Origin of the sequence: Serratia sp. H1w, assembly GCF_000633355.1 — a bacterium.
Classification (GTDB): domain Bacteria; phylum Pseudomonadota; class Gammaproteobacteria; order Enterobacterales; family Enterobacteriaceae; genus Chania.
Genome location: NZ_AYMQ01000094.1, coordinates 1 through 26,474 on the forward strand (window position 1 = coordinate 1; position 26,474 = coordinate 26,474).

The window sequence follows — 26,474 nt, forward strand, 5'->3', positions numbered from 1 at the left end:
GGTGACCATCTCATTAACCCGCGTACCGTGCAGGCAGGCGGGCCTGTTAACGACGGCGGATCAAATACTGAATGAAGAACCGCAGCCGCAGGTGGTTTTAGCATTCGGGTTAGTCACGATAAAGCGTGAACCTTCCAGCCCTTCGGTGTAATCCACCGCGCCGCCCACCAGATATTGCAGGCTCATCGGATCAACCACCAGCGCGACGCCCTGTTTCTCGATGGTCATGTCACCGTCGTTGATCTTGTCATCAAAGGTGAAGCCGTACTGGAATCCACTGCAGCCGCCACCGGTAATGTAAACCCGCAACTTCAGGTTTGGATTCTCTTCGTCAGCAATCAGGAACTTCACCTTGCTTGCTGCTGCCTCGGTAAATTGCAGGGGCAGTGCTGTTTCATCACTCATACTCGTTACTCCCAACAGTGTTTCGCATCAGGTTACTGCTACGGCGACCCGATTAATGTTGCTGATTATCTAATACCTGAGTGTTGCGTTCAAGTATTCACCGCATTTGTTGTATTCTCTTTACCTGTTTTCTCGGCCTGTTCCAGCTGCTGCTTGGCTAATGTGCGGGCTAAAATGGCGGAATACAATGGCTTACCGCCCATAAACTGCGCCACCAGAGTCGCCCCCAGACAGGTGATAATCATTGGCAAAATCAGCTGATAGTTATCGGTCATCTCCAATACCAGCACAATACCGGTTAACGGTGCACGTACGGTAGCAGCAAACAGCGCTCCCATGCCCGCAATAGCAAAGGTACCGGCCTCGAGGCCGTACTCAGGAAACAGGTGACCGCAGGCCAGGCCATAAGAGGTGCCCAGCAGGGTTCCCAAGGCCAGCATCGGCGCAAAAATCCCACCCGGTGCACCTGAACCGAAACATAGCAGCGTGGTGATCACGCGGGCGATAAAGATAAACAGCAGCATGCCGACGCTGTAATTGCCCGCCGCCGCGATCGGGATCAAGGCCGAACCACCGCCCGCTGCGGCTGGCTGGATCAACCCAAGCACCCCACAGACGCCCCCTAGCAGGGCACCAATCAGCATGAACTTGCCTATCTTGCCACCATGGAAACGGGCAAACATATCCTGCGTACGAAACACCAGCGCGTTAAACATCACCCCCACCGCGCCAAACACCGCCCCCAACACCAGGTAAAGCCACAGCGTATTAAGCGGTGCCGAAGCGAGTTTACCCACCTCGATCAGTGGGTTATCACCGTTGAAAATGCGAAAGACAATGCTCGACATAATCACGCCGATAAACACTGCCTTAATGGAAATCAGGTTGTAGCGAAACTGTGGCCGCATCTCTTCGATAACGAACAGGATCCCCGCCAAGGGGGCGTTAAATGCGGCGGAAAGCCCGGCAGCGGCACCGGTGGCTAACATGGAATGGCGCGCCTCGGCACTGCGCATGCGGAAAATATCCAGCACCATGCGCCCGGCATTGGCCCCCATCTGCACCGTCGGCCCCTCACGCCCCAGCACCATGCCGGCACCGAGCGTCCCCATGCCACCGATAAATTTCACCGGGATAACCCGCCACCAGCGCACCGGACGTAACTCCTCCAGCGCCCCTTCTATCTCTGGGATCCCCGAACCGCCCGCCTCTGGCGCAAAGCGTTTGACCAGATAAAATCCCAACGCGGCCAGCATGCCGGAAAAAATAAACGCCAGCGGCCACACCAGGATCCAGGAATTGGCCACGTAGGCCAGACCCGACAGCCGCTGCTGCTGCACCCAATCCACCGCTTTATCAAAAGCGACGCCCAATAATCCCGCCAATGTCCCCACCAGCGCCGCCATCAGCAGGATGGCAACCGGCGTCTTATCCTGGCGCATAAGCAGGCGGACTTTATCACGACGCCTCAGGCCCGGGCCTGGAGTCATAGAAGGCTGTTGCTGTAATTCGGTCATATTGGGTTCTACGTAGTGAAAAGTCATATTAATCGAGATGTTAATTATTCTAGCTCAGTCGCTGTCCTATCGCCCCCCTAAATAGGTATCTAGCTGTGAACGTTTCATAACTGCGTACACTCCTCTAGAATAGCGCGGTCAAATCATTCAAAAACCAACCCAGGAGCCGGTTTATGAGCTTACACAGTAAGTCCGAAAGTCTGTACGCCCAGGCGCAACAGCTGATCCCAGGCGGAGTTAACTCCCCAGTGCGTGCATTCACCGGTGTAGGCGGTACCCCGCTGTTTATCGAACGTGCTGACGGTGCCTATCTGTTTGATGCCGATGGTAAAGCCTATATCGATTATGTCGGTTCCTGGGGCCCGATGGTGCTGGGCCATAACCATCCGGCGATCCGCAATGCGGTGATCGAGGCGGCACAACGCGGCCTGAGCTTCGGCGCACCTACCGAGATGGAAGTGAAAATGGCCGAGTTGGTGACCACGCTGGTGCCAACGATGGATATGGTACGGATGGTGAACTCCGGTACCGAAGCGACCATGAGCGCCATTCGTTTGGCTCGCGGCTACACCAACCGTGACAAAATCATCAAATTTGAAGGCTGCTACCACGGCCACGCCGACTGCCTGCTGGTGAAAGCCGGTTCCGGTGCACTGACGCTGGGCCAGCCGAACTCACCGGGTGTGCCGGCAGACTTCGCCAAGCACACGCTGACCTGTACCTATAACGATCTCGATTCCGTACGTACCGCGTTCGAGCAGTACCCTTCAGAGATCGCCTGTATCATCGTTGAGCCTGTCGCGGGCAACATGAACTGCATCCCACCGCAGCCAGACTTCTTGCCGGGCCTGCGTGCCCTGTGCGAAAAATATGGCGCGCTGTTGATCATTGACGAAGTGATGACCGGCTTCCGCGTAGCACTGGCCGGTGCTCAGTCTTACTACGATGTGGTGCCAGACCTGACCTGTCTGGGCAAAATTATTGGTGGCGGTATGCCGGTGGGGGCCTTCGGTGGCCGCCGTGAAGTGATGGCTGCCCTGGCGCCTACCGGGCCGGTGTATCAGGCTGGCACGCTGTCTGGCAACCCGATTGCCATGGCCGCCGGTTTCGCCTGTCTGACCGAGGTTTCCCAGGTTGGCATTCATCAGACGTTGACCGAGCTGACGACCAAGCTGGCAGAAGGCCTGCTGGCAGCGGCCAAGGCGGAGAATATCCCGTTTGTCGTCAACCATGTGGGCGGCATGTTTGGGCTGTTCTTTACCGACGCGCCGACGGTCACCTGCTATCAAGACGTGATGGCTTGCGATGTTGAGCGCTTCAAGCGCTTCTTCCATCTGATGTTGGATGAGGGAGTTTATCTGGCGCCGTCGGCGTTCGAGGCTGGCTTTATGTCTGTTGCACACAGCGACGAAGATATTCAGCGCACCATCGATGCCGCACGCCGCTGCTTCGCCAAGCTGTAATCTGCTGGCGGGCGCAACTCTGCGCCCGCCGTTATCCTCAGAGCAAGGTGCCGTAGATAGTTAATATCGCCACGACCACTACCACAATCATCGTCACCTTACGCGCCAAAGTCACCGCCGCACGCGGCGTCTGCACCGGATCGTTATGCGGTTCGCGGGCCAGAGAGAACTGCGCCAGACGCGTCAACACCTGATACTGCGAAGTATGGCGATCCCCCAGCGAAGCAAACCACGCGGGCAGCGCCCTTTCACCATGGCCGATCAGCGCATAGGCCACCCCTGCCAGACGAACCGGGATCCAGTCAGCCACATGCAGCAGGAAATCGATCCCCGTTTGCGAGCGTTGCAACGGTGAATGGTGCCTTGCCAACCAGGTTTGGTAGGCACGCAGAAACGCATAGCCCGCCAGGGCGATTGGCCCATAGGGCCCGCACACCGCAAACCAGAACAGCGGAGCCAGATAGTAACGATAGTTAGTCCACAACAGGGCGTTTTGCAGCTCACGCAAGCGTTCTTCCTCGCTGCAATCCACCGGTAAACCGTGGATCAGCGCCAACTCTTCCGCCATCTGATCGCTGGCGTGGCTATCGCCCTGCCGCGCGGCCTGCAAATAGGCCCGATAATGTTTGCGCTTGATCCCGGCCCCAACGCACAGCAGGCCAATCACAATCCACAACAGTAACGCCACCACGCCAAAGAACAGGCCCTGCGCCAACCACAGGATGCCCCATACGACGAACATCCAGACCAGGGTCAACGCCAGGGTCTGTGCCAAAGAAAACCGATGCAGCCGCTGAAACACCACTTCTAAACGATGATCCAACTGCCAATGCTCACCCAGTTTAAACAGGCGTTCCCACGCCAAAACCAGTAATAGCGTAAACAGCGTCATTAGCTAATCCTCTCCTTCTGTCTGTTCCCCAGCATAATGCTTGCGGTGGTACGAGTGCCAGCAGCAGAGTAGCATGTTTCCGCGAAGTGAATTTAATGCGTTGATAATAAATAGATTTGTTACCTGCGCCGCCACATCAGGCACGGTACTCGGCAGTCGCGGCCTGTTGATGTCAGTCAGTACAACAAATCAGCTTGACGGACACTATTTTCAGTTGCCCAAAAGTAGTCCTAAAATAACGCGTGAATGGCCTATATTCAGCATCTGATTAACACTGAATATAGGCCAGACTGCCCATGATTAAAACGTTATAGGTTAAAAAATACGTTCGTCACCATTGGCCTTAAATAATATTAAGGCTCAATCCCTTCCGTATACTCAGCCACGCTCACTTCAATTGTTGAATATTGGCAAGTATACACTGGGAAGGGATTAATGGTATTCCTAGTGAACGGCTCATAATAATACACCCCACTAGGGTCATTGGGATTGGAACCCCGTGAAGGGCTTTGACTTGTCCGATAGTATTCCCCATCGGATAAATCCTTAAATGCAAACTGGTAGACAGGATTGAACTGGAACATCCCATTATCATCGACATCACGCCGATCATGGGTCATCCAACCGCCAGTTAGACGAACATAAGTATTATCAATGGTGTCGCCAAACTCGGCTTTATACAGTCGATAGATCACATTTAACGGTAGCTTTTTCATAGTAAATCCTCGTAATACATCTGCGGTGTAAGTTATAAGTTATTGCAAAATTCTATTGATGATTTTATTTATCCAGCAGAACACTGTCTGGATAAACAGTATGCCAAATAACAAAAGGTTGAGATATTCAATGCGGTTGTGTTGGCGGTAGAACAACTTGCCCCACTGCTCGAGAGAGGCTGAATGATTTTATCTGCAAGCCCCTCCCCCCAACCCTCTCCCGACCTACATTTTTTGTGATCTATCAACACCGTTTTTGGGAGAGGGAGCGGTCCTGAGCCGCGGCCAGAACAGTGTCAATCTGTAGCACATTCGGTCCCCTCTCCCTGTGGGAGAGGGTTAGGATGAGGGGCTTACAACATCACTAACCTATTGATATTATGTAGAACTGGCGGCTGGCGCGGGGCTATAAAACAGAGTAGCATGTGGATCCACCGACCTACCGTCCATTTCCGGAGTTTGCTATGCCGACACGTCGCTACAGTGCCGACAGCCGCCGTACCGCGCTTCTCGAACGTATTGCCAATGATGTCCCTGCCGCCGTCGCCCAGGCGCTGAGCGAAGATCTGGGGGGCACCGTAGATGCCGAGCGCGATATCACTGCACAACTGTTACCCGCCGATAAACAGGCCAAAGCCACGGTGATCACCCGTGAACCCGGCGTCTTCTGTGGCCGCCGCTGGTTGGAAGAGGTGTTTATCCAGCTGGGTGGACAGGTGAAGATCGAGTGGTTGGTAGAAGATGGCGATAAACTGGTGCCCAACCAACCGCTATGCCACCTGAGTGGCTCGGCACGCATCCTGCTGACGGGTGAACGTACCGCGCTGAACTTTGTGCAAACGCTGTCTGGCGTGGCCTCGGCGGTAAACCGCTATGTCGAACTGCTGCAAGGCACGCAAACCCGGCTGCTGGATACCCGTAAGACTTTGCCCGGCCTGCGCACTGCGCTGAAATATGCCGTGCTGTGTGGCGGTGGCAGTAATCACCGTCTGGGTCTTTCGGATGCATTCCTGATCAAGGAAAACCATATTATTGCTGCTGGCTCGATCAAGAACGCGGTAGCGAAAGCCTTTTGGCTGCATGCGGATGTGCCGGTAGAGGTGGAAGTCGAATCGTTGGATGAGTTGCAACAGGCATTGGATGCCGGTGCTGACATTGTGATGCTGGACAATTTCAGCGTCGAGATGATGCGCGAAGCCGTAGCCCTGGCCCAAGGACGTACGCAGTTGGAAGTCTCCGGTAACGTCACCGATCGGACCCTACGCGAATTTGCCGAAACCGGGGTAGATTATATTTCCGTTGGGGCACTGACCAAACACGTTACCGCGCTCGATCTCTCGATGCGTTTTAGCTGATCCACTTACTAGCCGCCTTTCGGCTTCGGCTGAGAGGCGGGGTTGCCAGTTACCAATAATACCAAAGTCTTGGAGTCGCTCCTCCGGCCACCGATCTTCGGTCGTGGGACAGCCAACTGTCGACAAAAATGCTTTGTACGGCGATCAGTTGGGCGTAGTGGCGGATCCCCAGCTTGTGCATCGCCTGGCCCTTCTGTGTCGAGATTGTCTTGATACTGCGACTCGTGAGAGCGGCAATTTCGGCCAGAGTCTTTCCCTGTATCAGGTATTCCACCACCTGCCGCTCTGCCATGGACAACGTTTCCTCATCGCACCCCGGTAAATCACTGCCTACCCGACTACCCTCACCCAACAACATCTGACGCAACTGAGCCTGCCATAGGCCCAACGGTTGCCCCAGACGCAGGATATGCCTCACACCCAAGCGGCACAACCGCGTAACCAGATACGGAATGGGAACATCCAAGGTCACCATCAGCACGACGCCGGGGAAAGAAAGACGCACCTGCTGTATAAAGCGCAAAGCCAGCAACAAGTCCGCCTGCTGCCCGATGTGCAAAGACATAACCACCATATCAACGGGCTGTGCAGCCAGATACCGCTGCGCCTCGGCGATCTTCTGGCAGTGCCAGACCCGCGATAGCGAGTGGGTGGTGAGTAATGTCCAAATCCCTGCCTGAAAGAAACAGCACGGTGAAACTACCACCACGCGGTCTCGCTTCAGGCTTATCACGTTGTGGCCTGCAAAGGATAATGCCGCATGCTACGAGGCGTGTCGGTGACCAGACTGCGCAAGTGGTGGAACAGTTCAGCATCGTTGCGAACCCCCAGCTTGCGCATGCTATTACACTTATGCGCGCTGATGGTTTTGACACTGCGATGCAGCAAATCGGCAACGTCAGAAACGCTCATCCCTTGCTGCAAATGTTCCAGCACCTTGTGCTCTGCCTGCGTCAGCACCGCTAGATTGTCTTGCTCTTGCGCTGGAGAGGCGTTGGGCAGCAGGTACTTTGCCAGACTTGGGCTACAAACCTTGGCACCGGTCAACGCCAGCGCCATATCCCGGCGTGTCTGCTCCTGCGACTCCTGGCGGGCAAGCAGGCTGATATGGGGCCTGGCATTTAGCAGGGTTAACAATGCCATGTCCCGACAATAGGTACATACCACGATATGCAGCGTAGGAACACGTTCAGAGAGCAGCAGCAACTGTTGCGTATCGTGGGCGATCTCCTGCGGCGAACCACTGAGCACCACCGCCAACAGGTCGATCTGTGGCGGCGACCATTGCGCCAGCAACTGCTCAAGCGAAGAAACCATCACCACAAAGTGAGAGGAAGGGCCCAAACTCTGAATAAAATGCGCTACCCCGGCCTGCAGCGGAGGTAAAGGGGCAACGACGGCCAGCTTTATGACCGATAAGGACGTTTTCATACGGCGACTCCTAGACCAGTAATCCATTACGCGCTAGATAATCTCCACGAGTGTAGAGATCGCTATCACTGTGGAAGCCGAGTTTATACATCGCTCGACGTTTGTGGGTGCTGATGGTGCGGACATCCCGAGCCAACACCCGTGCCGTTTCGGTCACCGTTCTACCGGAAAACAGGCACTCCAGTACGTCCATCTCACGCCCGGTTAATGACAATGACGGCGCGCCGCTGCCCAGTAATGCCACCGCTGACGGGCTAAGGCTGGACAACCCCGCCAGCGCACAGAGTGCACCTTGTGTCAGTGATGACAGGGGATCCTGCTTGAGGTAAATACCGCCGACCCGTAAATTTCTCAACTGTGCCAGCAGGTGCGGTTCCTGCAAGGTGGTAGCGACGATAAGCGGTACCCGCTCCCAGTACTGGCGCAAATGGCCAATCATGCGCAGGCCCTCTAATACCGACTCACCTTCGCCACAGAGTTCGGTAACCACTACGTTCACTTTGCCCTGCTGCATCGCAGCGGGCAGATCGCGCACTTTCTCTACCTGCACACAATCAAGGACCTGAAACTGCGGCGGCTGAAATGCGGAATAGATCCCGGCGCGGGTTATCGGGCAAGCGTCCATCAGCAATAGCCGATCTATGCGGCATGCCGTCTGCATTTTCGGTAGCGGAATGCTGTTCCATACGGTTGATGTCATCATGATCATAGTTCCTTTATTAATGACCCGGCTTGCCCTGATAATGATTGGCACCTCAAATAGGCTTGGGTGCCAATACGCAGGCTCTCTTCACCAATTCGCAGCTCGGGATTAATGTTCAACGGCCAAAAAAAACAGACAGACCATCAAACTTAACCACGTATTACCCACTGCGATGACTAATTTGGCTTATCAGTTATAGGTAAAGTCGACTGACATTACCGAAGCGATATTACCTGGTGTAACCGCATCTTTGGCATAGGCACTGGCTAACAGTGAAAATGTTGCCGAGTTTCCTGTCACCGTCGCTTCCATGCTGGATCCCGGATTTTGCAAGGTAGTAGGGGACGCCTCTTGCGCCACTTCTACCGCCACGTTACCTGCCATCCCCGTACCGCTGGTTGTCGCGTAGCGCCCGCCAGCCGCAGCATCCGGCGTACCGCTAAACGCTGCGGTAACCTTGGTGGTTGTCGTTGGACAATCCTTCACTACCAGCTTGAATGGCACCGCCGTGGAAGTGTCGCCTGCCGTCGCCAGGTCCTTCGCCTGAATACTGGTCCCCAGATTGACGTTCAAATCTGAGTTAGTGGTGTCTACGGTACAAGGTGAAGCAACCACAACACCGGTAATATTAACTTGAGTTGGAGCTGCCACGACCTGATGAACACCGGCACCCAAAATAATCAAGGCGAGCAGCGTACGTTGAGTTTGTTTTTTCATGAGGTTTCCTTACTGTTCCCGTCTATATTCAGGCAGGGAATTCCTGCCTGATTTCCTTGAGTTAAAAAAACTTAATTAATTTCTGCATTAATGGTGGCCACGGCATTAAACTGCCCTATAGCCGGGGGATTGCCAGTCACGTTCATCGGTGCCAGACTCATAGAGCTGGTGCCAGTTTGTGAAGAATAGTCGAAGGTGACAGGCAGATTTCCATTGACCGGCGGCACGATATTACCGTTCGCGTCACGTACCCGAACCCCGATATCATTATTGTCCGTCTTCAATGCGGTTGGGTCCCCCCCCGATGGCTCACCACTAAAGGATAAGCTGACGACAACACCGTTAGAAATATTGTTACAGGCCAGCGTCATATCAACGACTTTGGGGGTAAACCCCTTGGCAATTTCACCGGGATCCTTGATGTCATTTGACATGATATTGCCAAACTTGACATTAATGACCTGCCCGGCATTAACTTCACAAGATTGTGGTACCGTTACCGATCCGCTCATATAGACAGACGACATCGGCATCCCGCCATAGGATCCCATGACTTTTGTGCCATAAAGGTCCAGGATCTTAGTGCTTGGGATGACGACCTGCCCCACAAATGGCCGGGTAAAGTATAAAGACACATAGCCATTAGCACCGGATATCCAGTTGGTTACACCCGAACAGGCGCTGACAAATTTATTGCCCTGGTCGTCGAATGGGGTGGCTACGTGTTCCCCCCTGTTTCCTCCAATCCATAATTCAGTAGCCACTTCCAGATATTTATTTAATGAATGAAATTCTAATCCATCAAAGTTCCGCGTAGCTGTCAGATTGCCCGGTACCACTGCCTTATAGTAGGTTATAGCCGGGGTGGTACAATCACAGTTGGCAGCGTAATTCGCCGCTAAATTCCACTGGTAGGTTCGATTAAAATACATGCCAGCCTTGTTGTCCGCTGGATTGTCGTACTGTTTGACAAAGGGGAAGTTATATATCTTCGTACCGCCTACCGTGGTACACCACCCGGTTGCCGCAAAGCTTGATACGGAAAACAGGCACAGCAGGCCGCCCAATGTTAATTTAACTAACCTGATTAACTTCATCATCGTTCCTTACCGGCACTGCGCATTCAGCATCTGAATGCCAGCACTTTCCGTTGTCTGTTTTGTCAGTGAGTAACTCACCTGACACTGTTGGTCTGAAGCGCTGCCCCACTTCACATTCAGGCTGCCGCTGTCTGCCATCCCGGTCAGATAAACCTGGCCACCGTCCCCGACGATAAAGCCCTGTGCTGTTTTCTGCGCCGGATCGCTCACCGTGGCACCGAACGGTACCGGTGCGCCGCCCTGGCGTAACAGCGTCATCAGTATTCGCTGACCCACGTTGGCCTGGAAGTTGGCTCGAACCACTGCGCCACGGGTTGGCACCACGTTCTGAGAGGTCAACTCCACCTCAACGTCATCCGCCATAGTTTCGGTATTCAACTGCACCTGATTCTTGCGATAAGGGCTGACGTACGGCACGATGGCATAGCCACGCCAGTCGGTTTTAACCCCGGTCTGGTTGTTAACGCCCGTGCCACCTGCTCCTGGTGCTTTCACCAGCGCAATGGTTTCACCCAACGGTTGGCCGAAGGTCACCCCGTTCTGGTGCGCCACAATACCGCCCTGCAGGCCGTAGTTCAGACGCTGGCTATTGCGATCGTAGGCATAACCCGCCAACACTTCCCCATAGGTACCGCGATAGTCGGCATTCAGGTTGCCGCCGTTACCGATGCCTTTGTTGCCATAGCTTTGCTGTACGCCCCAACTCAGGTTGTTATCCGCTAACGCCGTGCCGTTCAGGCCGACGGAGTTGTTGGTGGAACCCTTCTGGCTGGTGTTCAGGTTGTAGCTGGCATAAGTCCTGCTCAGCCAACGATCCAGCGGTATGCTGACGTTAAGCGCAAAGATCTGATCGCGGTCATAAACGGCGCCACTGCTGTTGCCACTGGCCGTCGAATTTTCGTTATAGCTGTAGCTCAACCCGTAGCTGATACCGTTCCAGCTGTTGTTATAGCCGGCACCAATCGAACGCAAGGTACGATCGCTGTTCCAGTAGTCTTCGCTGACCCAGTTTAATGACAGGGTTCCCGCCGCATCTCCCAAGTTCTGGCTAATGGTCAACTCACTGCGGTTGCGCCTGCGGTCGATAAGCCGGTAACTACTACCGTCACGGTAGGTGTCCAATACTTCCTGCAAACTGTAATAGCCAGCGGTTGAGTAACGGTAACCGGCAATCGAGAAGTTGGTACCGGTCTGGACGAGGTTCTTGCTGTAACGAACTCGCCATGACTGGCCATCGGTTTTAGGTTGGTCTTGCATCGTAGACCATGCCTGGGTCACGTCTGCCGAGATGGCACCGATGTCACCCATGTTCTTGCCCAGCCCCAAGGCCACTGACTGGTACTTGCTGGCAAACTGGCCACCGCCGTAGGCCGTAAAGCCATTGGACAGACCATAAATCGCCGTGCCCTGGCTGAACAGGGTCTTGTCTATGCTGTTGTCATAAGAACGGTACTGCCCGCTGGTGACCGAGTACTTCAAACGACCTTGACGCTGCAGCACTGGCAGCGAGGCAAACGGCACCACCATCTGCTGTTGGCTACCGTCAGCTTCCCTGATGGTCACCATCAGGTCACCGCTGCCCCCGGTAGGGAACATATCATTGATTTCAAAGGCACCTGGCGCCACGTAGGTCTGGTAAATCACGTAGCCGTTCTGGCGGATAATCACCTGCGCATTGGTTCGAGCAATACCCCGAACCGTTGGCGCATAGCCCTTCAGGCTGTCCGGTATCATTTCGTCGTCCGAGGCCAACTGCCCACCACGGAACGGTACGCTGTCGAACACGTCCGAAGGCGAACTGCTATCCCCCAGCGTCATCTGACTTTTCAGCGCGATAATGTCACGCTGGGCATAGGTATAGATGGTGTCCCATTTATCCTGACCGTCACTGCTTCGGCTCCAGGTGGTGTAATTACGCAACCGCCACGCCCCGATGTTGACACCTGGCCGCAGGTTGACGTACTGGCTGTTGCTGTCTTGGCTATTGCCATTACGTGCATAAGTATTGGCACCGCTCATGCTATAGTTGAGCAGCAATGCCGGGATACCTTGATCCCACTGGCTTTCAGGAACGTAACCACGTGCTTTCTGTGAGAGGGCTGCCTGAGGAATACTGATCAGTAATTGCTGTTCGCTGAAACGGAACTGGGCGCTGGCCTGGGGAATGGCACTGAGGTTGGCGCATTGTGACTTGGCATCACCGAGCCCTGGGAATAAATCGGTTTTCACCCCCAAGGCATTAAGTTGCTCTACGCTCAGACAAGGTTGCAGATGCTCTTTGCCATCAGCCCCTTTTTGCATACTGAACGTCACATCCCGTGTGTCCTGCTGTTCGTTATTAAGATAGATATCGACGCGATAGGTGCCCGGCGCCTGACCTATGCCTTCTTCAAAAACCGTTAAATCTGTCGCGCCCTGGTTTGGGTTATCCATTTGCAGCAGTGCAGGGTTGAAATAGTCGCGCGCCTGTACGCTAAAGGATAGGGTTCCCATCAATGCCAACTGGGTAGCAATCAAATAAGCCAGCCTGCTGATGCGTGGCGAATGCCCGGCCTGGCTTTTATTGTTATTCATCCGTTTTACTCCATTGCCTGCAGGGTGAAATCCCCCCCTGTGTCCTGTGCCCCACGGCCTGTGGGGATGCCTGCTCAATCAACGCAATACCTTGCAAGTCCTGCTATAACGCTGCGAGCTGCTCTTTGCTTACCGCCCCGTAATCATTGATAATCTTCCAGCTGAGCGGGCCGCCGCTCACTCCGGTTGGCAGCGCAAAGCTTGCGGTACTCATCGGAGCCACATAGGTCACATCGCTCAATTTCTTGCCTGCAACCTTCACTTCATAGAAGTTCATATAAAACGGCGTTGGGTTGGTCACCTGCAGGTTATTACCACTGCGCTGCCAGGTAAGTTTCTCTGTCACTTGCTCCGGCGTGCCTTTGATACCCTGCGGGCGGTAAATCAGCTTGATGCGCGTCTTCACTGCAATTTGCAGCGTATTGCGGACGTCACCTTTGCTGGCGGCGGGAATGGACTTGATGTTCATCCAATACAACGATTCTTTATCGGAGGACAGATTGCCCCCGGCACGCACTACGCGCAGGACGTTTTTCTGGTCGCCATCCAGGCGGAACAGCGGCGGGGTCACCACAAAGGGGGCTTTCTCAGCGCCACCTGCGGTGGTCTCTACCCAGGTCTGGATGAGGTACGGCCCCTTGTCCGGGTTACTGACGCTCAGTGAAGACTCCTTTTTACCGCCTTCATAAATCAGACGCGTACCGCCCACAATCACGCCGGCCTGAGTTGCACAACTCATCATCAGCAAGCCCATCAGCACTGTGGCAGGAATAAATTTCATACAAACACCCCTAAAATGAGACATAAAGGCCAGCTCAACTACCGCTGGCCTGAAATCAGAACAACTAATCTCTACGTCGAATCGGTAAAGTCTTAGTTGTAGTTAAGGGTGAAGCTAGCGGTGGAGTTCGCAACACCAGAAGTGATGGTGGCGGAGGTAGAGATATAACGTGCAACGAAGTCCAGATCGTTATTACCTACAACCAGTGGATATGATTTGGATGCAGTAAACAATGGAACTACAGCGTTAGCGTCATCGCTCAGCTGAATACCAACACCTGTTGCGCCACCAGCAGTCAGTGCCAGAACGGTGTTGTCACCAGACACAGCGATACCGTCAAATTTGACTGAAGCTTGAGTTGCCGCAGCCGGGCAACCTGTCAATTTGATGGTGAAATTGGTTGCAGAAGATTTAACACCCGCAGTCGGAACGCCACCCACGTTGAAAGAAGTGGTAGCGACTTCACCCAGATTTACTTGCAGCGGGCTGCCTGGGTTGTTAGTCACAACACAAGCGTCATCGGTGATTTTACCAACGAAATCAACTTGACCATCAGCAGCCGCAGCAGCGGTAACGGCAAATACAGAAGAGGCTAATACGGCAACAGCGATCAGATTCTTTTTCATACAACACTTTCCTTTAATGTAATGCACTCATGTGCATAGCAAAATTATTTGACATAGCCTTATGTCGTTCCCTGTTTATTTAGTTCCTAGCGATAACCTCGCCCGTTAAATAACTGCTCGGGCCGTTAAGCCTTGTCTAACCGACGAGTCATTTTGAACTAAAGTGTACCGTCCAGTTTTTTATACTGAAATTTACAATATGACAGCATTAAACTTCAGAAGGAGATCAGATAGTAAACAATAGCTAACCAATGGGACTATTCTGATCGGGCGTGAGGAGACGTCGTGATAAGCCTGAAAAGTGATAAACAAGAACGAACTGGGAAAAAATCATGAAAGGAAATTAGCAAGAAAATGGTTTAATTCATTGATATAAATTAAATTTAAAAAATAAAAACACTCGCTATAACAAATTTGTTGACTAGCAAAAAGATAATCCTTAGAGTGCGTGACAGTTTAGTTCAAAGTGTACCGGGTGAATTAAATCATTACATTTCGTTTACCAAACTTCCTTAAACCTCCGCGCATTGCTGGCCGTATAAAGTACGGTGTGCTGAATATTCTTATGTCCCAGGAAATCCTGAATCAATCTTGTATCTATCCCTCGATCTGCCAGTGCAAATCCACAGCCATGCCGCAGCATATGGGGGTGAGCGTTGACCTCCAAACCAGCTAACTCACTGTAATTACGCATTAGCCAATAGATCCGCTGGCGGGATAGATGATTCCCCTTCTCGGAGAGGAATAACCAGTCGCTGTCGGCACCTCGATAATTACGTCTAACTTTCAACCAGGCGCGTAGCGCTTTATGTTCTTTGGCATATAAAGGATGAATGGTGGAAAAGCCGTTCTTCAACCGATGGATATAAATGCTTTTGCCTTCCAGGTCGATATCGGAAAGGCGCCAACGGTTGATCTCACTGACGCGACACCCGTGGATAAAACACATCCAAATCAAACAGTAATCGCGCTCCGGGTGCTTGCCATGCTGGGTAGCCCCTAGCAGACGCGCCACTTCGGAAGGAGTCAGATGCTTGCGATTATTCATAGTGCCTCACTGTTACTTTACAAAGAAATGTGCAGGGCTATTCATCCTTTTACATACCTACAAGATTAATGGGATCGTCGATGCAAGGGTGGTGACAGCTTCAGCCGACCCCCAGAAACAGTATAGCGGAGAGGAAAAATGACAACAGCCATGGAATGATTAAGGGTATCTGGCAGAAAAAAATCCTGACCACCAAACCCTGTCAGCAAGGGCTACACCTTGCCATTTCCAAGATAAGTCCTAATTGATTTTATTAATAAACAGCGAAATAACCACTCAGAGTGAGTTCCAGAATCGATATTGACGATATAAGTTCCAATCTATTTTAACGTTTTTGAATAACCTTCACCCTTTTATGGAACGCCCATTTTAAATCATCTTGAATGCCTACGAGAGGTCCAATTAAAGTACCCCCCTTTATTATCACGTGACTTTATTAGTGAAAGTATAGGTAAAAAGCTAGACTCAGTCATCATTCGATGGCACTAGTTGTCATTGACGAATTAAGGGGGGGATTACTTTCCCAACAGGCTCTGCTCTATAATGCAATCGAGCGAAAACGCCAGGCGTTGCTAGCCGTATAAATTACCGTGTTTTGAATATTTTTATGGCCCAGATAGTCCTGAATTAAACGTGTATCGATACCGGTATCCGCCAGCGCATAGCCACAAGAGTGGCGTAACATATGCGGATGCACCGGAACATTCAGATCGGCAAGTTCACCATACTCGCGGATCAGGCGATGCAGTTGCTGGCGAGAGAGCCGCCCCCCCTGGCGTGACAGAAACAGAAAGTCACTATCTGCTTCAAGATATTGCGGGCGCAGAGCTAGCCAACTGACCAACGCAGACCGCTCACGTGGCTGGATGGGATGCTGGACGGAAAAACCGTTTTTCAGGCGATTGACATACAATTTATCGCTGATTAAATCCAAATCCTGCAACCGCAGATTACAGAGCTCCGAGACACGCAATCCGTGAATGAAACAAACCAGTAGCATGCATTTATCGCGGATAGTGTTCTTATGTTCAGGAATGGCATCGAGTAAACGCTGTACTTCATCCATACTCAAAAACTTACGATTGGTGTTAGCCGACATGCAGTATTTCCCTATACCCATTTATGTTCAGAAATTTGATTTAACGACATAAGAAAATTCTGGTCAAGCTCCTGACTAGAGGCTTATTGGGACTTTGTGGAATAACTCTAGTTTCAGTGGGCTTAGCGCCTTTATTTATTTGTAACTATTGGTAACAAAATGTGTATTAGTATATTTTTTGAACCAATAATTCAATCCGGGAGAATTAGTTAACCCTGCCGATTTTGAGTTGGACATCATTTTTCAGCGGTGTTCTGGTGATAAGGAGCAACCCATAGAGTTGCAATAGAGAGGGAGTTAGTGAAGGAGGGGTATGCAGAGATACCCCCGAGCTTAACTTAAACGGTTAACCCCCCGTCCAGGATCAGGCTTTGGCCCGTCATATAACGGCTGTCATCACCGATCAAAAACGCGGTGGTGCGTGCCACTTCGCTGGCCTTACCCAGGCGGCGCAGCGGGATTTGCTTGCGCAGTGCCTTCAGCGCCTCTGGCGGAATGGCCTGCGTCATTTCGCTTTCGATAATCCCCGGCAGCAGGCAGTTCACCCGGATACCAAAGCGTGCCACTTCCAGCGCCAGGGATTTTCCCATGCCGATCATCGCTGCTTTGCTGGCCCCGTAGGCCGTCTGCCCGGTGTTGCCCTTGATGCCGGTGACCGAAGACATCAGCACCATCGCCCCTTCCCCCTGCGCCATCATCGCCGGCAGTAGATGGCGGTTCCAGTAGAAAATGGCGTTGAGGTTGGTGTCGATCACCTGCCGCCAGCGCTCACCGGTTTGCTGGATATGCAGGTCATCCAGCGTGATCCCGGCGTTATGGATCACCGCAAAAGGCGCGCCATGGCGTGCCAGCAACTGCGGAGCCACGGCATCCACCGCCTGCTCGTCGCTGCCATCACACACGCAGCTTTCCACCCAGCCCGGTAAACCCGCGCAGGCTTTTATAACTGCCGACTCCGCCTCGGAGCCGCTACGGCAGGTGAACACCACGTTCCACTGTTTGGCCAACTCTTCCACCAGCGCCCGGCCAATCCCCCGGCTACCGCCTGTCACTAACACCCATTGTTTTGTCATAGGATCACTGTTGCGCGTCGACCAGGCTTTGACAGAGTTCACCCAGCGTCATATTCGGCTTGTCGATGAACATTTCGGCGGTCAGCGTGGCCCCAAACTCACGTTTGGCCAGCACCATCAGCTCCACATAGTCCAGGCTGTCCAGCTTCAACTGATGTAGCGGCATCTCTGGCGACAGATCGCTCATTTCGAGATCTTTGGCATCACAAATCATTTCAGTGACGGTGTCATAAACCTGTTGATACTTTTCCATGATGATATCCCTGTAGTTAATTGTCGGCCAATGGCCATGTTTTTAAGGTCACCGAGGTGACGAGCAACGGGTGCCGCTGCGTTCTGGCCTCGATCACCGTACGTAGCACAAACCCGTTGCTTCTATCCCCGATAATCAGCATCGGCTGGATGTGGTAATACAACCGATCTTCGGGTTCAAACAGCGCCGTGGGGGTAAACAAACGGGCGCTGAAGTGAGTTTCATGGTGCGTCTGCACCACCGGGATCTGGGCAAACACGTCGATCAACGTGGCAGCCTGGAGTTCCGGTAGGGCGGTGGTTAGCGCCGCCAACGTTGCTGGAGACTTGACCAGCAGTTGGAACAGCAGGGCATCGAAGAAACTCCACGCCTGCGTGGCTTCCAATGCCTGCCCCGGGAAGGACTGGCAGAGCGCCATCACCTCAGCCACGGTCAGCGCATGCTGGTGATTGCAAGCCGCCAGTTCCAACGGGCGGCCCGCAGCCAGCTTGCTGTTGAAGCAGTTTTGCCGAGTAGCGCAATCCAACAACTCGCCGGTGATCTGTTTGCCGTTGCCCCCGATCTGCAAATCATACGGCGTCTGGCACAGCACCGGCCGACGCATGCGGGTACTGAATACATAAAAGTCATGTTCCGGCGGAGCTGCAAGCAGCGTCGCACTCAACTGACGTTTCATGTCCAGCATCGCCCGCATCCCATGGACGCTCAGTTGATCGGCCCCCATTTTGCGGACGTGTTGCAGATCAAAGTGGATCGGGTTGTAGTCGCCGGAGAAGGCGGCCCACTCCTCGGCATCGCGCAGGGTGTAGTTGAGGATCATACTCATGCCTGCCCAATAACCAGCGCCGCATTGGCACCGCCAAAGCCGAAGCTCAGATTCAGGATGTTCTGCAATTTAGCCGGGCGGTGCCCTTCACTGATGTAGTCCAGGTCGCACTCCGGATCGGCATTTTTCAGGTTACAGGTGGCTGGCATCAGCTGATGCTGCAACGCCTGCAGGCAGATAATGGATTCAAAACTGCCCGCCGCCGCAATCAGGTGTCCAGAGTAAGACTTGGTGCTGGAAAGCGGCGTGCGGCAGGCCGCCTCGCCAAAGGCCAGCTTGATCGCCTGGGTCTCATTCAGATCGTTGAGCGGCGTGGACGTGCCATGGGCATTGATATAATCGATATCTTCCGCCGTCACCCCAGCCTGGTCCAGCGCGTGCTGGATGGTTTTCACCCTGGCAATCTTGTCTTCTGCTGGCGCGGTAAAATCAAAGGCATCGGAGTAGTTACCGTAGCCCTTGATCTCGCCAAAGATCGTTGCCCCACGCGCCAGTGCGGCTTCGCGCTCTTCAAGACACAGCACGGCAGCCCCTTCGGACAGCACGAAACCGTTGCGATCGAGGCTGAAGGGGCAGCAGGCCTTGCTGGCGTCGTCCTGTTCACTTGCCAGGGCGCGCAGAATATCGATGTTCCACACGGCGGCATCGGTACGCAACGACTCACCGGCCCCGGCCAGCATCATCGACGCACGGCCGCTGCGGATCACCTCGGCCGCATCACCAATGGCGATCGTTCCGGTGGCGCAGGCGGCAATCGGGCTATTTTGATAACCACGCAGGCCCCAGAACAGGCTGCACGCTGCCGTAGCCGCATTCGGCATGGACAGGAAGCAGCCAAACGGTGAGCCCAACCCCGTACGGAGATAGCCTTCATAGTTAAGGTGGGTTTCATCCTGACCCGCCCAGCCGCTGCCGATGATGGTGCCGCAGTCCAACAGATCGTAATACGCCGCCGGGCTCTCCCCGTGGAAGGCCATCTCCATCGCTTCGCGGGCCGCCCCCAGCGCAAGACGGGCAAAACGAGGCAGACGACGGCGGATCGCCGCCGGTACCCCCTTCAGGCTGGGTTCTTCGTCGATCACGCCGAAGAAACGTGACTGGATCCCCTTGGCAGACATATCGACATGGCGATAGCCCAGTTGATAATCCATGATCGCTGCCCAGCTTTGCTCGGCATTCATCCCTAATGGTGTGACCGCACCGAAACCTGTAACCACCACGCGACGTGGCAAAGCATCTTTATTCATGATTTCATCCTGTTATATCACCGTTTTTTTCCACACCGCCGCCCAGCGCCAGCCACAGTTTCATGGTGGCATTGAGGTAGTTGTACTGTAGATCTGACAAATTGGTTTCGATGGTCAGCAGATCGTCCTCGGCATCCAGCAGGCTCTGGAAAGAGACTGCCCCTACCTGGTACTGGCTTCTAACCAATACCAAACGCTGCTGGCTAAGTTGCAGATTCTGTTGCTGATTGATCTTTTGCTGCTGATAACTGAGGCGTTGCGACATGGCGTTATCCACGTCGGAGAGCGCGCTATAAACCTTGCTACGGAAAGTGATCGCCGCCTGTTTGACGTCCAGACCCGACTTCTCGATGGTTAACTGCACCGTATTCCACTGCACAAATGGCAGCGCAGCGGTGGCTCCCAGCGTCCTGACAGGATTGCTGAACCATTGAGAGAAAATGTTGCTGGCGGAGCCGAGTGAGGCAGCCAGTGACAGCGAAGGATAGAAGCTTAAACGTTCCACATCCGAACCGGCCAGGGTAGCTCGCAAACGCCCTTCCGCCGCCTTCACGTCTGGACGACGGGCAATAACCTCTACCGGCAGCACCTTGGCAATCGGCACATCCTGATTGATATCCAGCGAGCTGCGTTCCGCCTGACGATCGGTGGGCGAACGGTTGAACAGGATCGCCAGCGCATTACGGTTCTCTTCCCGTTGCTGTTGCAGCGTACGGTAGGTGTTCTCTCGATTAAGCAGCGACTGCTGTGCCTGTAACAAATCGAGCTGCCCTGCCGCGCCGGAAGCATAACGGGATTGCACCAGCGCCAGCGTCTGCTGACTAATTTCCAGGCCCGCTTGCTGCTGTTTTATCTTCTGGTTGAGGTTGGCGATCTGCCAGTAATACTGCGCCGTGCTGCCAATGAGCGTTAGCGCGGTGTTTTGCCGATCCTGCTCCGTGGCTTCAACCTGCCACTGCGCTTGCTCTCTGGCTCGAGCCAATTTGCCCCATAGGTCCAGCTCATAGCTCAGCGACAACGTCGTGCTGTAAGACTCCGTCGGAGTGGTATTGCTGCGCAGGTTTTTTCTGTTGTTGGCGCTCCCCCCAACCGACACTTCCGGCGTTAAATTGGTATCGGTCAACCCAGCCGCCAATCGGGCCTGCTGGAGTTGTATGCCCGCGATCGCCAGATCGTTGTTGCTGGTCAGTGCGCGTCCGATCAGCATCGAGAGCTGTGGATCGTCAAAGTTATCCCACCAGTGGTCGGTGTGTTGCAGATAACCTGAACCGGTATCCTGCACCCGCCACTCAGTAGGCACCGACAACATTGGCCGCTGATATTCGCTTTTCGTCAAAGAGCCACAACCGCTCAGCAGCAAGGGCAACAAGATAGCCAGAGAGAATTTGTTCATCATCATTCGCGCGCCAGCGCCTCCGTGGGATGAAGACGTGCCGCATTGCGCGCCGGGAAGAAGCCAAAACCCAGGCCAATCAGTGCCGAGAACCCGCTGGCAAGGACCAACGGCGGCCAGGTAAAGATCATCGAGAACTCTTGCGTCACCAGAGAGAAAATCACCCCGGCCAACCCGGAGCCAATAATGCCAATCATCCCGCCCAGCGAGCAGATCACCATCGCCTCAATCAGGAACTGGCGCATAATGTCCGCTGGCCGTGCGCCGACCGATAGACGAATGCCAATCTCATGAGTACGTTCGGTAACGGAAACCAGCATGATGTTCATGACGCCTACCCCCCCCACCAGCAGCGAAATTCCGGCAATCGCGGTGATCAAAAGATTCATGGAATCCGATGCCTTGCGGATGGCCTGCGTCATCTGGTCATTGGTCTGGGTGTAAAAGTCGCGCTGGCCATGAGCCTGTTCTAACAGCTTCTCCACGCGCCCTTGTACTTCATGCGGTGCAAGCCCGTCACGCACACGCAAGGTCATGGACTCGATCGGCATATCGCCGGACATGCGCTCCAGCAACGCGGTATAGGGCATCCAGGCACCCAACATCATGCCGCTGAATTTGCCGCCTTTACGCTCGGCAATGCCGATCACCCGGTAAGGCGTGCCGCCGAGCTGGATGATTTCCCCCTCTGGTGTTTCATCCGTTTCAAACAGCGTATCGCGTAATTCCGGGTCAATGATCACCACCGGCTCACGCTCGTCCAGATCGCGCTGGGTAAAACCGTTACCGGAGAGGAAATGCAGGCCCTGCACGCGGAAATAGGCATTACTGATGCCGGAAATCGCCACCGTGACCTCTTTGCCACCGCGCACTGCGGTCACCGCTGTGCTGACCACTGGCGATACACTGTCGACATAAGGCTGGCGAGCCAACAGTTCTACATCGGAAACCTTCAATGCGCGCGCAAAGTCAGGCCGCACTTTCCCTCTTCCTTCACCGGGGCGGACCTCCAACGTACTGCTGCCCAGTTGGCCGATCTCACTAAGAATATTTTGCCGTGCGCCCTCACCCACCGCCATCGACGACACCACGGAGGAGACGCCGATAATGATGCCCAACATCGACAGAAAGGCTCTGGCCCGATGCCCCATCAGCGCACGCCAGGCCATCTTGATCGCCTCTTGCACGCTCTGCCAGAACGAGTTACGCCCGGTAGCAGCAACCACCGGCAATACCGGACGGGTTTCCAATGGCGCGACCGCTTCATTGCGCCGATCGGCAATAATTTCACCGTCGCTGATTTCAATAATGCGCTGCGCCTGATTGGCAACATCCCGATCGTGGGTGACGATAATGATGGTGTGCCCAGAACGATGCAGGGAGTGCAGGATTTCCATCAGCTCCTGCCCGCTGGCACGATCGAGCGCACCGGTCGGTTCATCGGCCAGAATGATTTCCGCCCCGTTCATCAACGCACGAGCAATACTCACCCGCTGCTGCTGCCCACCGGAGAGCTGTGCCGGTTTGTAGCCCATCCGCTGTTGCAGCCCAAGCCGGGTGAGCAGGTATTCAGCCCGCGTCTGACGTTCCGCCGCAGGCATCGCGGTATACAGGGCCGGGATGGCGACGTTTTCGCTGGCACTCAGGTACGGCATCAGGTGATAGCGCTGGAAGATAAACCCGATGTATTGGCTGCGTAGCTGGGCCAACTGCTCACTGCTGGCGAGTTGGGTGGAGATACCCTTGATCTGCATCTCACCCTCGGTGGGCTTATCCAGGCAACCGATGATATTCATCAGCGTGGATTTACCCGAGCCGGACGCACCCACGATCGCCACCATCTCGCCAGGCTGGATGGAAAGGGAGACATTTTTCAGCACCGCCACCGTCTGCAGCCCGGAGACAAAATGGCGTGAGATCCCGCTCAGTGAGATCAGTGCAGGGGTTGGCTTAACCATTGCCAGCACTCCCCGCCAACACCACGCGGTCGCCCTCTTTCAGCCCTTCTTTCACTTCGGCAAACTGGCGGTCGTTCAGGCCAATGCGCACCCAGCGTGATTCAAGCTGTTTACCGTTCATCACCTGCACCTGATAACGATCTTTGCCCTGCTGGGCACCAAAGGCAGCCACCGGTACACGTAAAGCGTTCTTTGCCTGTTCGGTAATGATAAATACCTGCGCGGTCATCGAGGTGCGCAGCAGACGTTTCCCGTTGGCAATGGCAAACACGCCGCTGTAATACACCGCCGAGGCTTGCTGATTAGAGGAACTGGACGGGTTATCTTCCTGCAAAGCGTCACTGGGTGCTTCCTGGATCGAGCCCATCACGCTTTCGTAACGCTGTTTCGGATCGGCCACCACGTAGAACCACAGCGGTTGCCCCACGCGCACCTTCAGGATATCGGTCTCTGAAATACGGGTGTGTACCGTCATGGTATCCACATCCGCCAGCACCAGAATGGTCGGGACGGTTTGTGACGACACGATGGTCTGCCCTTCTTTGGTCACAATGCCCAACACTTCGCCGTCGATCGGCGCAACGATGCGGGTAAAACCCAGATTGGCCTTGGCGGTTTCCAGCTCCATCTGCGCCTGAACGATCTGCGCGTCGTTGACCTTCAACTGGGCCACCTGGGTTTGGAACTGCGCCTGCGCCTTTTCCAGATCGCTTTTAACGCCTGAACCATCACGATCCAGCTTCAGCTGACGCTTCAGCTCCTGTTGATACTGTTTGAGCGTCGCCTGGGTGACTTGTTTTTGCGCTTCGGCACTTTGCAGGGCAGCTTCCGATTTACGCAGTGCATTCTGTTGCAGTGTGGGATCGATTTCCGCCAGCAACTGCCCACGGGTAACGCGATCGCCCTGTTTCACATACAGCTTTTGTAATTGCCCGTTAACCTGAGCACCCACGCTGACCTGCAACGCGGGTTTGAGAATGCCGGTAGCCAACACGGTTTTTTCGATATCGCCACGGGTGATCTCTTCGGTGTCATAGGTATTTTCCTGAGTGGGCGCAGTGACGTACCAGACGAGCGCACCCATCGCCAGCAAACATAGCAAGGCTATCGGCACCAGCCAGCGTTTGGTTATGCCAACCATTTTCAGTTTCATCAGCACACCGCCGTGGTCAGTACCGGTGGGGTTTCAACGCTGGCCACATGGCCGTTGCTCACGCGGAATACCCGGTCGAACATCGGTAATACGCTCTCGCTGTGGGTGACGGTGATCAGCGTTTTATGCCGTTCGCGACAATGTTCCAGCAAGGTGGTCATCACCTGGTGCGCCGTTTCCTCATCCAGGTTGGCCGTGGGTTCATCCAGCACCAGCACCGGGCGATCGCTGTACATGGCCCGCGCCAGCAACAGACGTTGACGTTGCCCCAGAGACAACCCGGCGTGGCTTTCACGGATCAGGGCGTTCAGGCCCCCCGGCAGCTTCTCGATCACCGGGGTGAGATTAAGCCCCTCCAGCGAGCGCTCAATCTGTTGATGCTTTTGCTCATTAAAGTTCTCATCAAACAGCGTGATGTTGTGCAGCACCGAGGCATTGAACAAGATGTCCTCCTGGCTTTGCAGGAAGAACAACGCGTGCACCTGCTGATAATCGAGCGGCTGGCCATCCACTATGATGTCCCCTTGCTGTGGCGGCATCAGGCCGGTCATCACCTTCAACAGGGTACTTTTGCCCGCGCCAGACTCACCGACAATCGCAATGCTTTGCCCCGGCTTGAACGACAGGGAAAGATCGTGCAACACCGGCTGCTGGGCGTCATAGGCAAAGGCGATATGGTTATAACGCAGCTGCGAGGTAAAGGCCGGGATCGGCGCTGGCACCGCTGCGTTGCCCAGCTCCGGTGCAGAGCGTGGGGGGAACAGATCCCGGGCGCGGGTGTCAATCACGTTCAACTGATTCTTTTGCAGGATCGAATAGAAGATTTTGGTGATGTAGGAGGTAAAAATTTCCCGCACAAAGCTATAGGCAAAGAACTCCCCCAGCGTGATGGTTTCGTTTTTCAACAACGGCAGCGCCAGGAACATAAACAGCACCATTTCCAGGCTGCCGATCAGTTGATACAGGCTGCTTTTGACCTGTTCGTACATCCGCTGTTGCTGGCGGCAGGTAAACAGCGCCAGGGCGTACTTGGCAAACAGGCTCTTGCGCTGGCTATCGAGCCCGGCTGACTTGATGGTGGCGAAACCTTGAATACTCTCCAGGATAAAGTCGCTCTGATCGGCCGTTTTGACCTGCATCTGCTGGGTGTAATAACGGTCACGATAGATGGCCCAGACGCTGACCAGCCCCATCAGGGCCACGCTGATACCAGACACCATCGCCAGCAGCGGGCTCATGTAACACATCACGGCCAAGGCAATGGCACCAATGATCCAATCAGTACGCAGGCCGTTATCCAACTCGATTTTTATGCCCGAGGCCATCTGCCAGCTGGCAAAGCGGCTAAATACATCGCCAGGTGCGCGTTTATCAAAGAAGTTCAGTGAGTTACTGAGCAAGCGCGAGAAGCCCGCCACGCTATTGTTCACCACAAAGCGTTTGATAAACCGCTCGGTGATCCAACGCACACCGAAGGCCAGCGTGGTCGAAACGACAAACGCCAGCAGGAAGTAAAAATAGGGGAAATCTGTTTGTCCCGCAGAGGAAAAGACCTGGTTGATGGCACTGCTGACCATCGTCGGCATGATAAACAGGGTCAACGAGATCAGAAACGCCAGTATCATCAAACGGTAAATGCCGGGGATACGTGCCGTTTCTTTCAGGCTCATGGTGTCGAACATGCGAAAACGTTTACTGCGCTGTACGTTGGCCAGCGCCTGCGGATCGGGCTGGGTTTCACTGTCCAGCACCAGCGCATAGCCGCTGATATCCAACTTTAATGCATCGATAGGCAGCAGTTGCTGGCCAATGCCCGGGTTCATCACGCAAACATGGTTGCCCTTGCGGTAGGCCAGCACCACATAATGACTCGCCCCGTAATGCAAAATGGCGGGCAGCGGTATTTCCGCCAGTTCATCATGTTCAAAGGCCACGGGATAAGCAGGCATCGCCAGTTCTGCCATGATATCGCACAACCTCACCAGCGAGGTGCCATGTTGCGAGGCCGGATAGCGTTCACGCAGGCTTTCCAACGAGACATCGATCCCCTGCGTTTCCGCCATCATGGCGATACAGGCCAGCCCACATTCATTCGTTTCGCCTTGAAACACCAGCGTCGGGATTATCTTTTCCATGATCTGACT

The 26,474-nt window shown here is 54.2% G+C and carries 24 protein-coding genes; 2 read left to right on the forward strand and 22 right to left on the reverse strand.

The annotated features are described in order from the left end of the window. Positions 1-60 precede the first annotated feature (60 nt). Together erpA and clcA are read right to left on the reverse strand one after the other, a co-directional pair. On the reverse strand, positions 61-405 hold the full coding sequence (gene erpA / locus U869_RS0120935) for an iron-sulfur cluster insertion protein ErpA (RefSeq protein ID WP_021179368.1): 345 nt from the start codon (positions 403-405) through the stop codon (positions 61-63). A gap of 89 nt (positions 406-494) precedes the next feature. Next, on the reverse strand, positions 495-1,922 hold the full coding sequence (gene clcA, locus U869_RS0120940) for a H(+)/Cl(-) exchange transporter ClcA (protein ID WP_025120534.1): 1,428 nt from the start codon (positions 1,920-1,922) through the stop codon (positions 495-497). A 173-nt stretch (positions 1,923-2,095) separates the two neighbouring features. Between clcA and hemL the strand changes: the two genes are divergently transcribed. Beyond that, positions 2,096-3,385 carry a glutamate-1-semialdehyde 2,1-aminomutase gene (hemL, locus tag U869_RS0120945; RefSeq protein ID WP_025120533.1) on the forward strand — a complete coding sequence of 430 codons (1,290 nt, stop codon included), beginning with the start codon at positions 2,096-2,098 and terminating at the stop codon, positions 3,383-3,385. Between the two features lie 37 nt (positions 3,386-3,422). Here hemL and ampE read toward each other — a convergent pair whose 3' ends face one another. After that, complete coding sequence (ampE, locus tag U869_RS0120950; protein ID WP_025120532.1) at positions 3,423-4,277, reverse strand: beta-lactamase regulator AmpE; 855 nt, start codon at positions 4,275-4,277, stop codon at positions 3,423-3,425. Positions 4,278-4,630: 353 nt separating this feature from the next. After that, positions 4,631-4,993, reverse strand: coding sequence for a hypothetical protein (locus U869_RS0120955; protein ID WP_025120531.1), 363 nt, complete (start codon positions 4,991-4,993; stop codon positions 4,631-4,633). Between the two features lie 464 nt (positions 4,994-5,457). On the opposite strand from U869_RS0120955, the gene nadC reads away from it, so the two are divergent. Further along, positions 5,458-6,348 (forward strand): carboxylating nicotinate-nucleotide diphosphorylase, encoded by an 891-nt coding sequence (gene nadC, locus U869_RS0120960; RefSeq protein WP_025120530.1) that lies wholly within the window; start codon positions 5,458-5,460, stop codon positions 6,346-6,348. 49 nt (positions 6,349-6,397) lie between these two features. On the opposite strand, the gene U869_RS30160 is transcribed toward nadC, so the two are convergent. The 18 genes from U869_RS30160 to U869_RS0121050 all read right to left on the reverse strand — a co-directional run bounded on the left by U869_RS30160 (position 6,398) and on the right by U869_RS0121050 (position 26,465). After that, positions 6,398-7,081: a LuxR C-terminal-related transcriptional regulator gene (locus tag U869_RS30160; RefSeq protein WP_025120529.1), complete on the reverse strand. Its 684-nt coding sequence runs from the start codon at positions 7,079-7,081 to the stop codon at positions 6,398-6,400. Continuing rightward, positions 7,078-7,779, reverse strand: a complete 702-nt coding sequence (locus tag U869_RS0120970; protein ID WP_025120528.1) for a LuxR C-terminal-related transcriptional regulator — start codon at positions 7,777-7,779, stop codon at positions 7,078-7,080. Before U869_RS0120970 ends, U869_RS30160 begins: the two co-directional genes overlap by 4 nt. Before the next feature lie 10 nt (positions 7,780-7,789). Further along, positions 7,790-8,482 (reverse strand): response regulator transcription factor, encoded by a 693-nt coding sequence (locus U869_RS29600; RefSeq protein WP_025120527.1) that lies wholly within the window; start codon positions 8,480-8,482, stop codon positions 7,790-7,792. A 189-nt stretch (positions 8,483-8,671) separates the two neighbouring features. Further along, entirely contained in the window at positions 8,672-9,199 is a 528-nt protein-coding gene (locus U869_RS0120980; protein ID WP_051588652.1) for a fimbrial protein, read from the reverse strand. Between the two features lie 71 nt (positions 9,200-9,270). Continuing rightward, complete coding sequence (locus U869_RS0120985) at positions 9,271-10,299, reverse strand: fimbrial protein (protein WP_232785384.1); 1,029 nt, start codon at positions 10,297-10,299, stop codon at positions 9,271-9,273. A gap of 6 nt (positions 10,300-10,305) precedes the next feature. Further along, positions 10,306-12,873, reverse strand: a complete 2,568-nt coding sequence (locus U869_RS0120990) for a fimbria/pilus outer membrane usher protein (RefSeq protein WP_025120524.1) — start codon at positions 12,871-12,873, stop codon at positions 10,306-10,308. A gap of 103 nt (positions 12,874-12,976) precedes the next feature. Continuing rightward, positions 12,977-13,654: a molecular chaperone gene (locus U869_RS0120995; protein ID WP_025120523.1), complete on the reverse strand. Its 678-nt coding sequence runs from the start codon at positions 13,652-13,654 to the stop codon at positions 12,977-12,979. A gap of 92 nt (positions 13,655-13,746) precedes the next feature. Beyond that, positions 13,747-14,280 (reverse strand): fimbrial protein, encoded by a 534-nt coding sequence (locus tag U869_RS0121000; RefSeq protein ID WP_025120522.1) that lies wholly within the window; start codon positions 14,278-14,280, stop codon positions 13,747-13,749. 499 nt (positions 14,281-14,779) lie between these two features. Next, positions 14,780-15,328 (reverse strand): tyrosine-type DNA invertase, encoded by a 549-nt coding sequence (locus U869_RS0121005; RefSeq protein WP_025120521.1) that lies wholly within the window; start codon positions 15,326-15,328, stop codon positions 14,780-14,782. Positions 15,329-15,866: 538 nt separating this feature from the next. Continuing rightward, positions 15,867-16,427, reverse strand: a complete 561-nt coding sequence (locus U869_RS0121010; protein WP_025120520.1) for a tyrosine-type DNA invertase — start codon at positions 16,425-16,427, stop codon at positions 15,867-15,869. A gap of 338 nt (positions 16,428-16,765) precedes the next feature. Then, entirely contained in the window at positions 16,766-17,500 is a 735-nt protein-coding gene (locus U869_RS0121015; RefSeq protein ID WP_025120519.1) for an SDR family NAD(P)-dependent oxidoreductase, read from the reverse strand. 4 nt (positions 17,501-17,504) lie between these two features. Next, a complete protein-coding gene (locus tag U869_RS0121020) occupies positions 17,505-17,753 on the reverse strand; it encodes an acyl carrier protein (RefSeq protein WP_021179352.1) in 249 nt (82 codons plus the stop codon). Between the two features lie 16 nt (positions 17,754-17,769). After that, complete coding sequence (locus tag U869_RS0121025) at positions 17,770-18,579, reverse strand: MaoC/PaaZ C-terminal domain-containing protein (RefSeq protein ID WP_025120518.1); 810 nt, start codon at positions 18,577-18,579, stop codon at positions 17,770-17,772. Then, positions 18,576-19,826, reverse strand: a complete 1,251-nt coding sequence (locus tag U869_RS0121030) for a beta-ketoacyl-[acyl-carrier-protein] synthase family protein (RefSeq protein WP_025120517.1) — start codon at positions 19,824-19,826, stop codon at positions 18,576-18,578. Before U869_RS0121030 ends, U869_RS0121025 begins: the two co-directional genes overlap by 4 nt. 4 nt (positions 19,827-19,830) lie before the next feature. Beyond that, positions 19,831-21,225 (reverse strand): efflux transporter outer membrane subunit, encoded by a 1,395-nt coding sequence (locus tag U869_RS0121035; protein ID WP_369795612.1) that lies wholly within the window; start codon positions 21,223-21,225, stop codon positions 19,831-19,833. Beyond that, on the reverse strand, positions 21,222-23,177 hold the full coding sequence (locus U869_RS0121040) for a MacB family efflux pump subunit (protein WP_029987436.1): 1,956 nt from the start codon (positions 23,175-23,177) through the stop codon (positions 21,222-21,224). Before U869_RS0121040 ends, U869_RS0121035 begins: the two co-directional genes overlap by 4 nt. After that, complete coding sequence (locus tag U869_RS0121045; protein ID WP_369795062.1) at positions 23,170-24,261, reverse strand: efflux RND transporter periplasmic adaptor subunit; 1,092 nt, start codon at positions 24,259-24,261, stop codon at positions 23,170-23,172. The genes U869_RS0121040 and U869_RS0121045 overlap by 8 nt, the downstream gene beginning before the upstream one ends. A 68-nt stretch (positions 24,262-24,329) precedes the next feature. Beyond that, positions 24,330-26,465, reverse strand: a complete 2,136-nt coding sequence (locus U869_RS0121050) for a peptidase domain-containing ABC transporter (RefSeq protein ID WP_025120513.1) — start codon at positions 26,463-26,465, stop codon at positions 24,330-24,332. Between the last annotated feature and the right edge of the window lie 9 nt (positions 26,466-26,474).

Excerpts from the sequence above, each read along its gene's own strand:
- erpA (WP_021179368.1), bottom strand. The coding sequence starts at position 405 with ATGAGTGATGAAACAGCACTGCCCCTGCAATTTACCGAGGCAGCAGCA.
- clcA (WP_025120534.1), bottom strand. The coding sequence starts at position 1,922 with ATGACCGAATTACAGCAACAGCCTTCTATGACTCCAGGCCCGGGCCTG.
- hemL (WP_025120533.1), top strand. The coding sequence starts at position 2,096 with ATGAGCTTACACAGTAAGTCCGAAAGTCTGTACGCCCAGGCGCAACAG.
- ampE (WP_025120532.1), bottom strand. The coding sequence starts at position 4,277 with ATGACGCTGTTTACGCTATTACTGGTTTTGGCGTGGGAACGCCTGTTT.
- U869_RS0120955 (WP_025120531.1), bottom strand. The coding sequence starts at position 4,993 with ATGAAAAAGCTACCGTTAAATGTGATCTATCGACTGTATAAAGCCGAG.
- nadC (WP_025120530.1), top strand. The coding sequence starts at position 5,458 with ATGCCGACACGTCGCTACAGTGCCGACAGCCGCCGTACCGCGCTTCTC.
- U869_RS0120970 (WP_025120528.1), bottom strand. The coding sequence starts at position 7,779 with ATGAAAACGTCCTTATCGGTCATAAAGCTGGCCGTCGTTGCCCCTTTA.
- U869_RS29600 (WP_025120527.1), bottom strand. The coding sequence starts at position 8,482 with ATGATGACATCAACCGTATGGAACAGCATTCCGCTACCGAAAATGCAG.
- U869_RS0120980 (WP_051588652.1), bottom strand. The coding sequence starts at position 9,199 with ATGAAAAAACAAACTCAACGTACGCTGCTCGCCTTGATTATTTTGGGT.
- U869_RS0120985 (WP_232785384.1), bottom strand. The coding sequence starts at position 10,299 with ATGATGAAGTTAATCAGGTTAGTTAAATTAACATTGGGCGGCCTGCTG.
- U869_RS0120990 (WP_025120524.1), bottom strand. The coding sequence starts at position 12,873 with ATGAATAACAATAAAAGCCAGGCCGGGCATTCGCCACGCATCAGCAGG.
- U869_RS0120995 (WP_025120523.1), bottom strand. The coding sequence starts at position 13,654 with ATGAAATTTATTCCTGCCACAGTGCTGATGGGCTTGCTGATGATGAGT.
- U869_RS0121000 (WP_025120522.1), bottom strand. The coding sequence starts at position 14,280 with ATGAAAAAGAATCTGATCGCTGTTGCCGTATTAGCCTCTTCTGTATTT.
- U869_RS0121005 (WP_025120521.1), bottom strand. The coding sequence starts at position 15,328 with ATGAATAATCGCAAGCATCTGACTCCTTCCGAAGTGGCGCGTCTGCTA.
- U869_RS0121010 (WP_025120520.1), bottom strand. The coding sequence starts at position 16,427 with ATGTCGGCTAACACCAATCGTAAGTTTTTGAGTATGGATGAAGTACAG.
- U869_RS0121015 (WP_025120519.1), bottom strand. The coding sequence starts at position 17,500 with ATGACAAAACAATGGGTGTTAGTGACAGGCGGTAGCCGGGGGATTGGC.
- U869_RS0121020 (WP_021179352.1), bottom strand. The coding sequence starts at position 17,753 with ATGGAAAAGTATCAACAGGTTTATGACACCGTCACTGAAATGATTTGT.
- U869_RS0121025 (WP_025120518.1), bottom strand. The coding sequence starts at position 18,579 with ATGAGTATGATCCTCAACTACACCCTGCGCGATGCCGAGGAGTGGGCC.
- U869_RS0121030 (WP_025120517.1), bottom strand. The coding sequence starts at position 19,826 with ATGAATAAAGATGCTTTGCCACGTCGCGTGGTGGTTACAGGTTTCGGT.
- U869_RS0121035 (WP_369795612.1), bottom strand. The coding sequence starts at position 21,225 with ATGATGATGAACAAATTCTCTCTGGCTATCTTGTTGCCCTTGCTGCTG.
- U869_RS0121040 (WP_029987436.1), bottom strand. The coding sequence starts at position 23,177 with ATGGTTAAGCCAACCCCTGCACTGATCTCACTGAGCGGGATCTCACGC.
- U869_RS0121045 (WP_369795062.1), bottom strand. The coding sequence starts at position 24,261 with ATGGGTGCGCTCGTCTGGTACGTCACTGCGCCCACTCAGGAAAATACC.
- U869_RS0121050 (WP_025120513.1), bottom strand. The coding sequence starts at position 26,465 with ATGGAAAAGATAATCCCGACGCTGGTGTTTCAAGGCGAAACGAATGAA.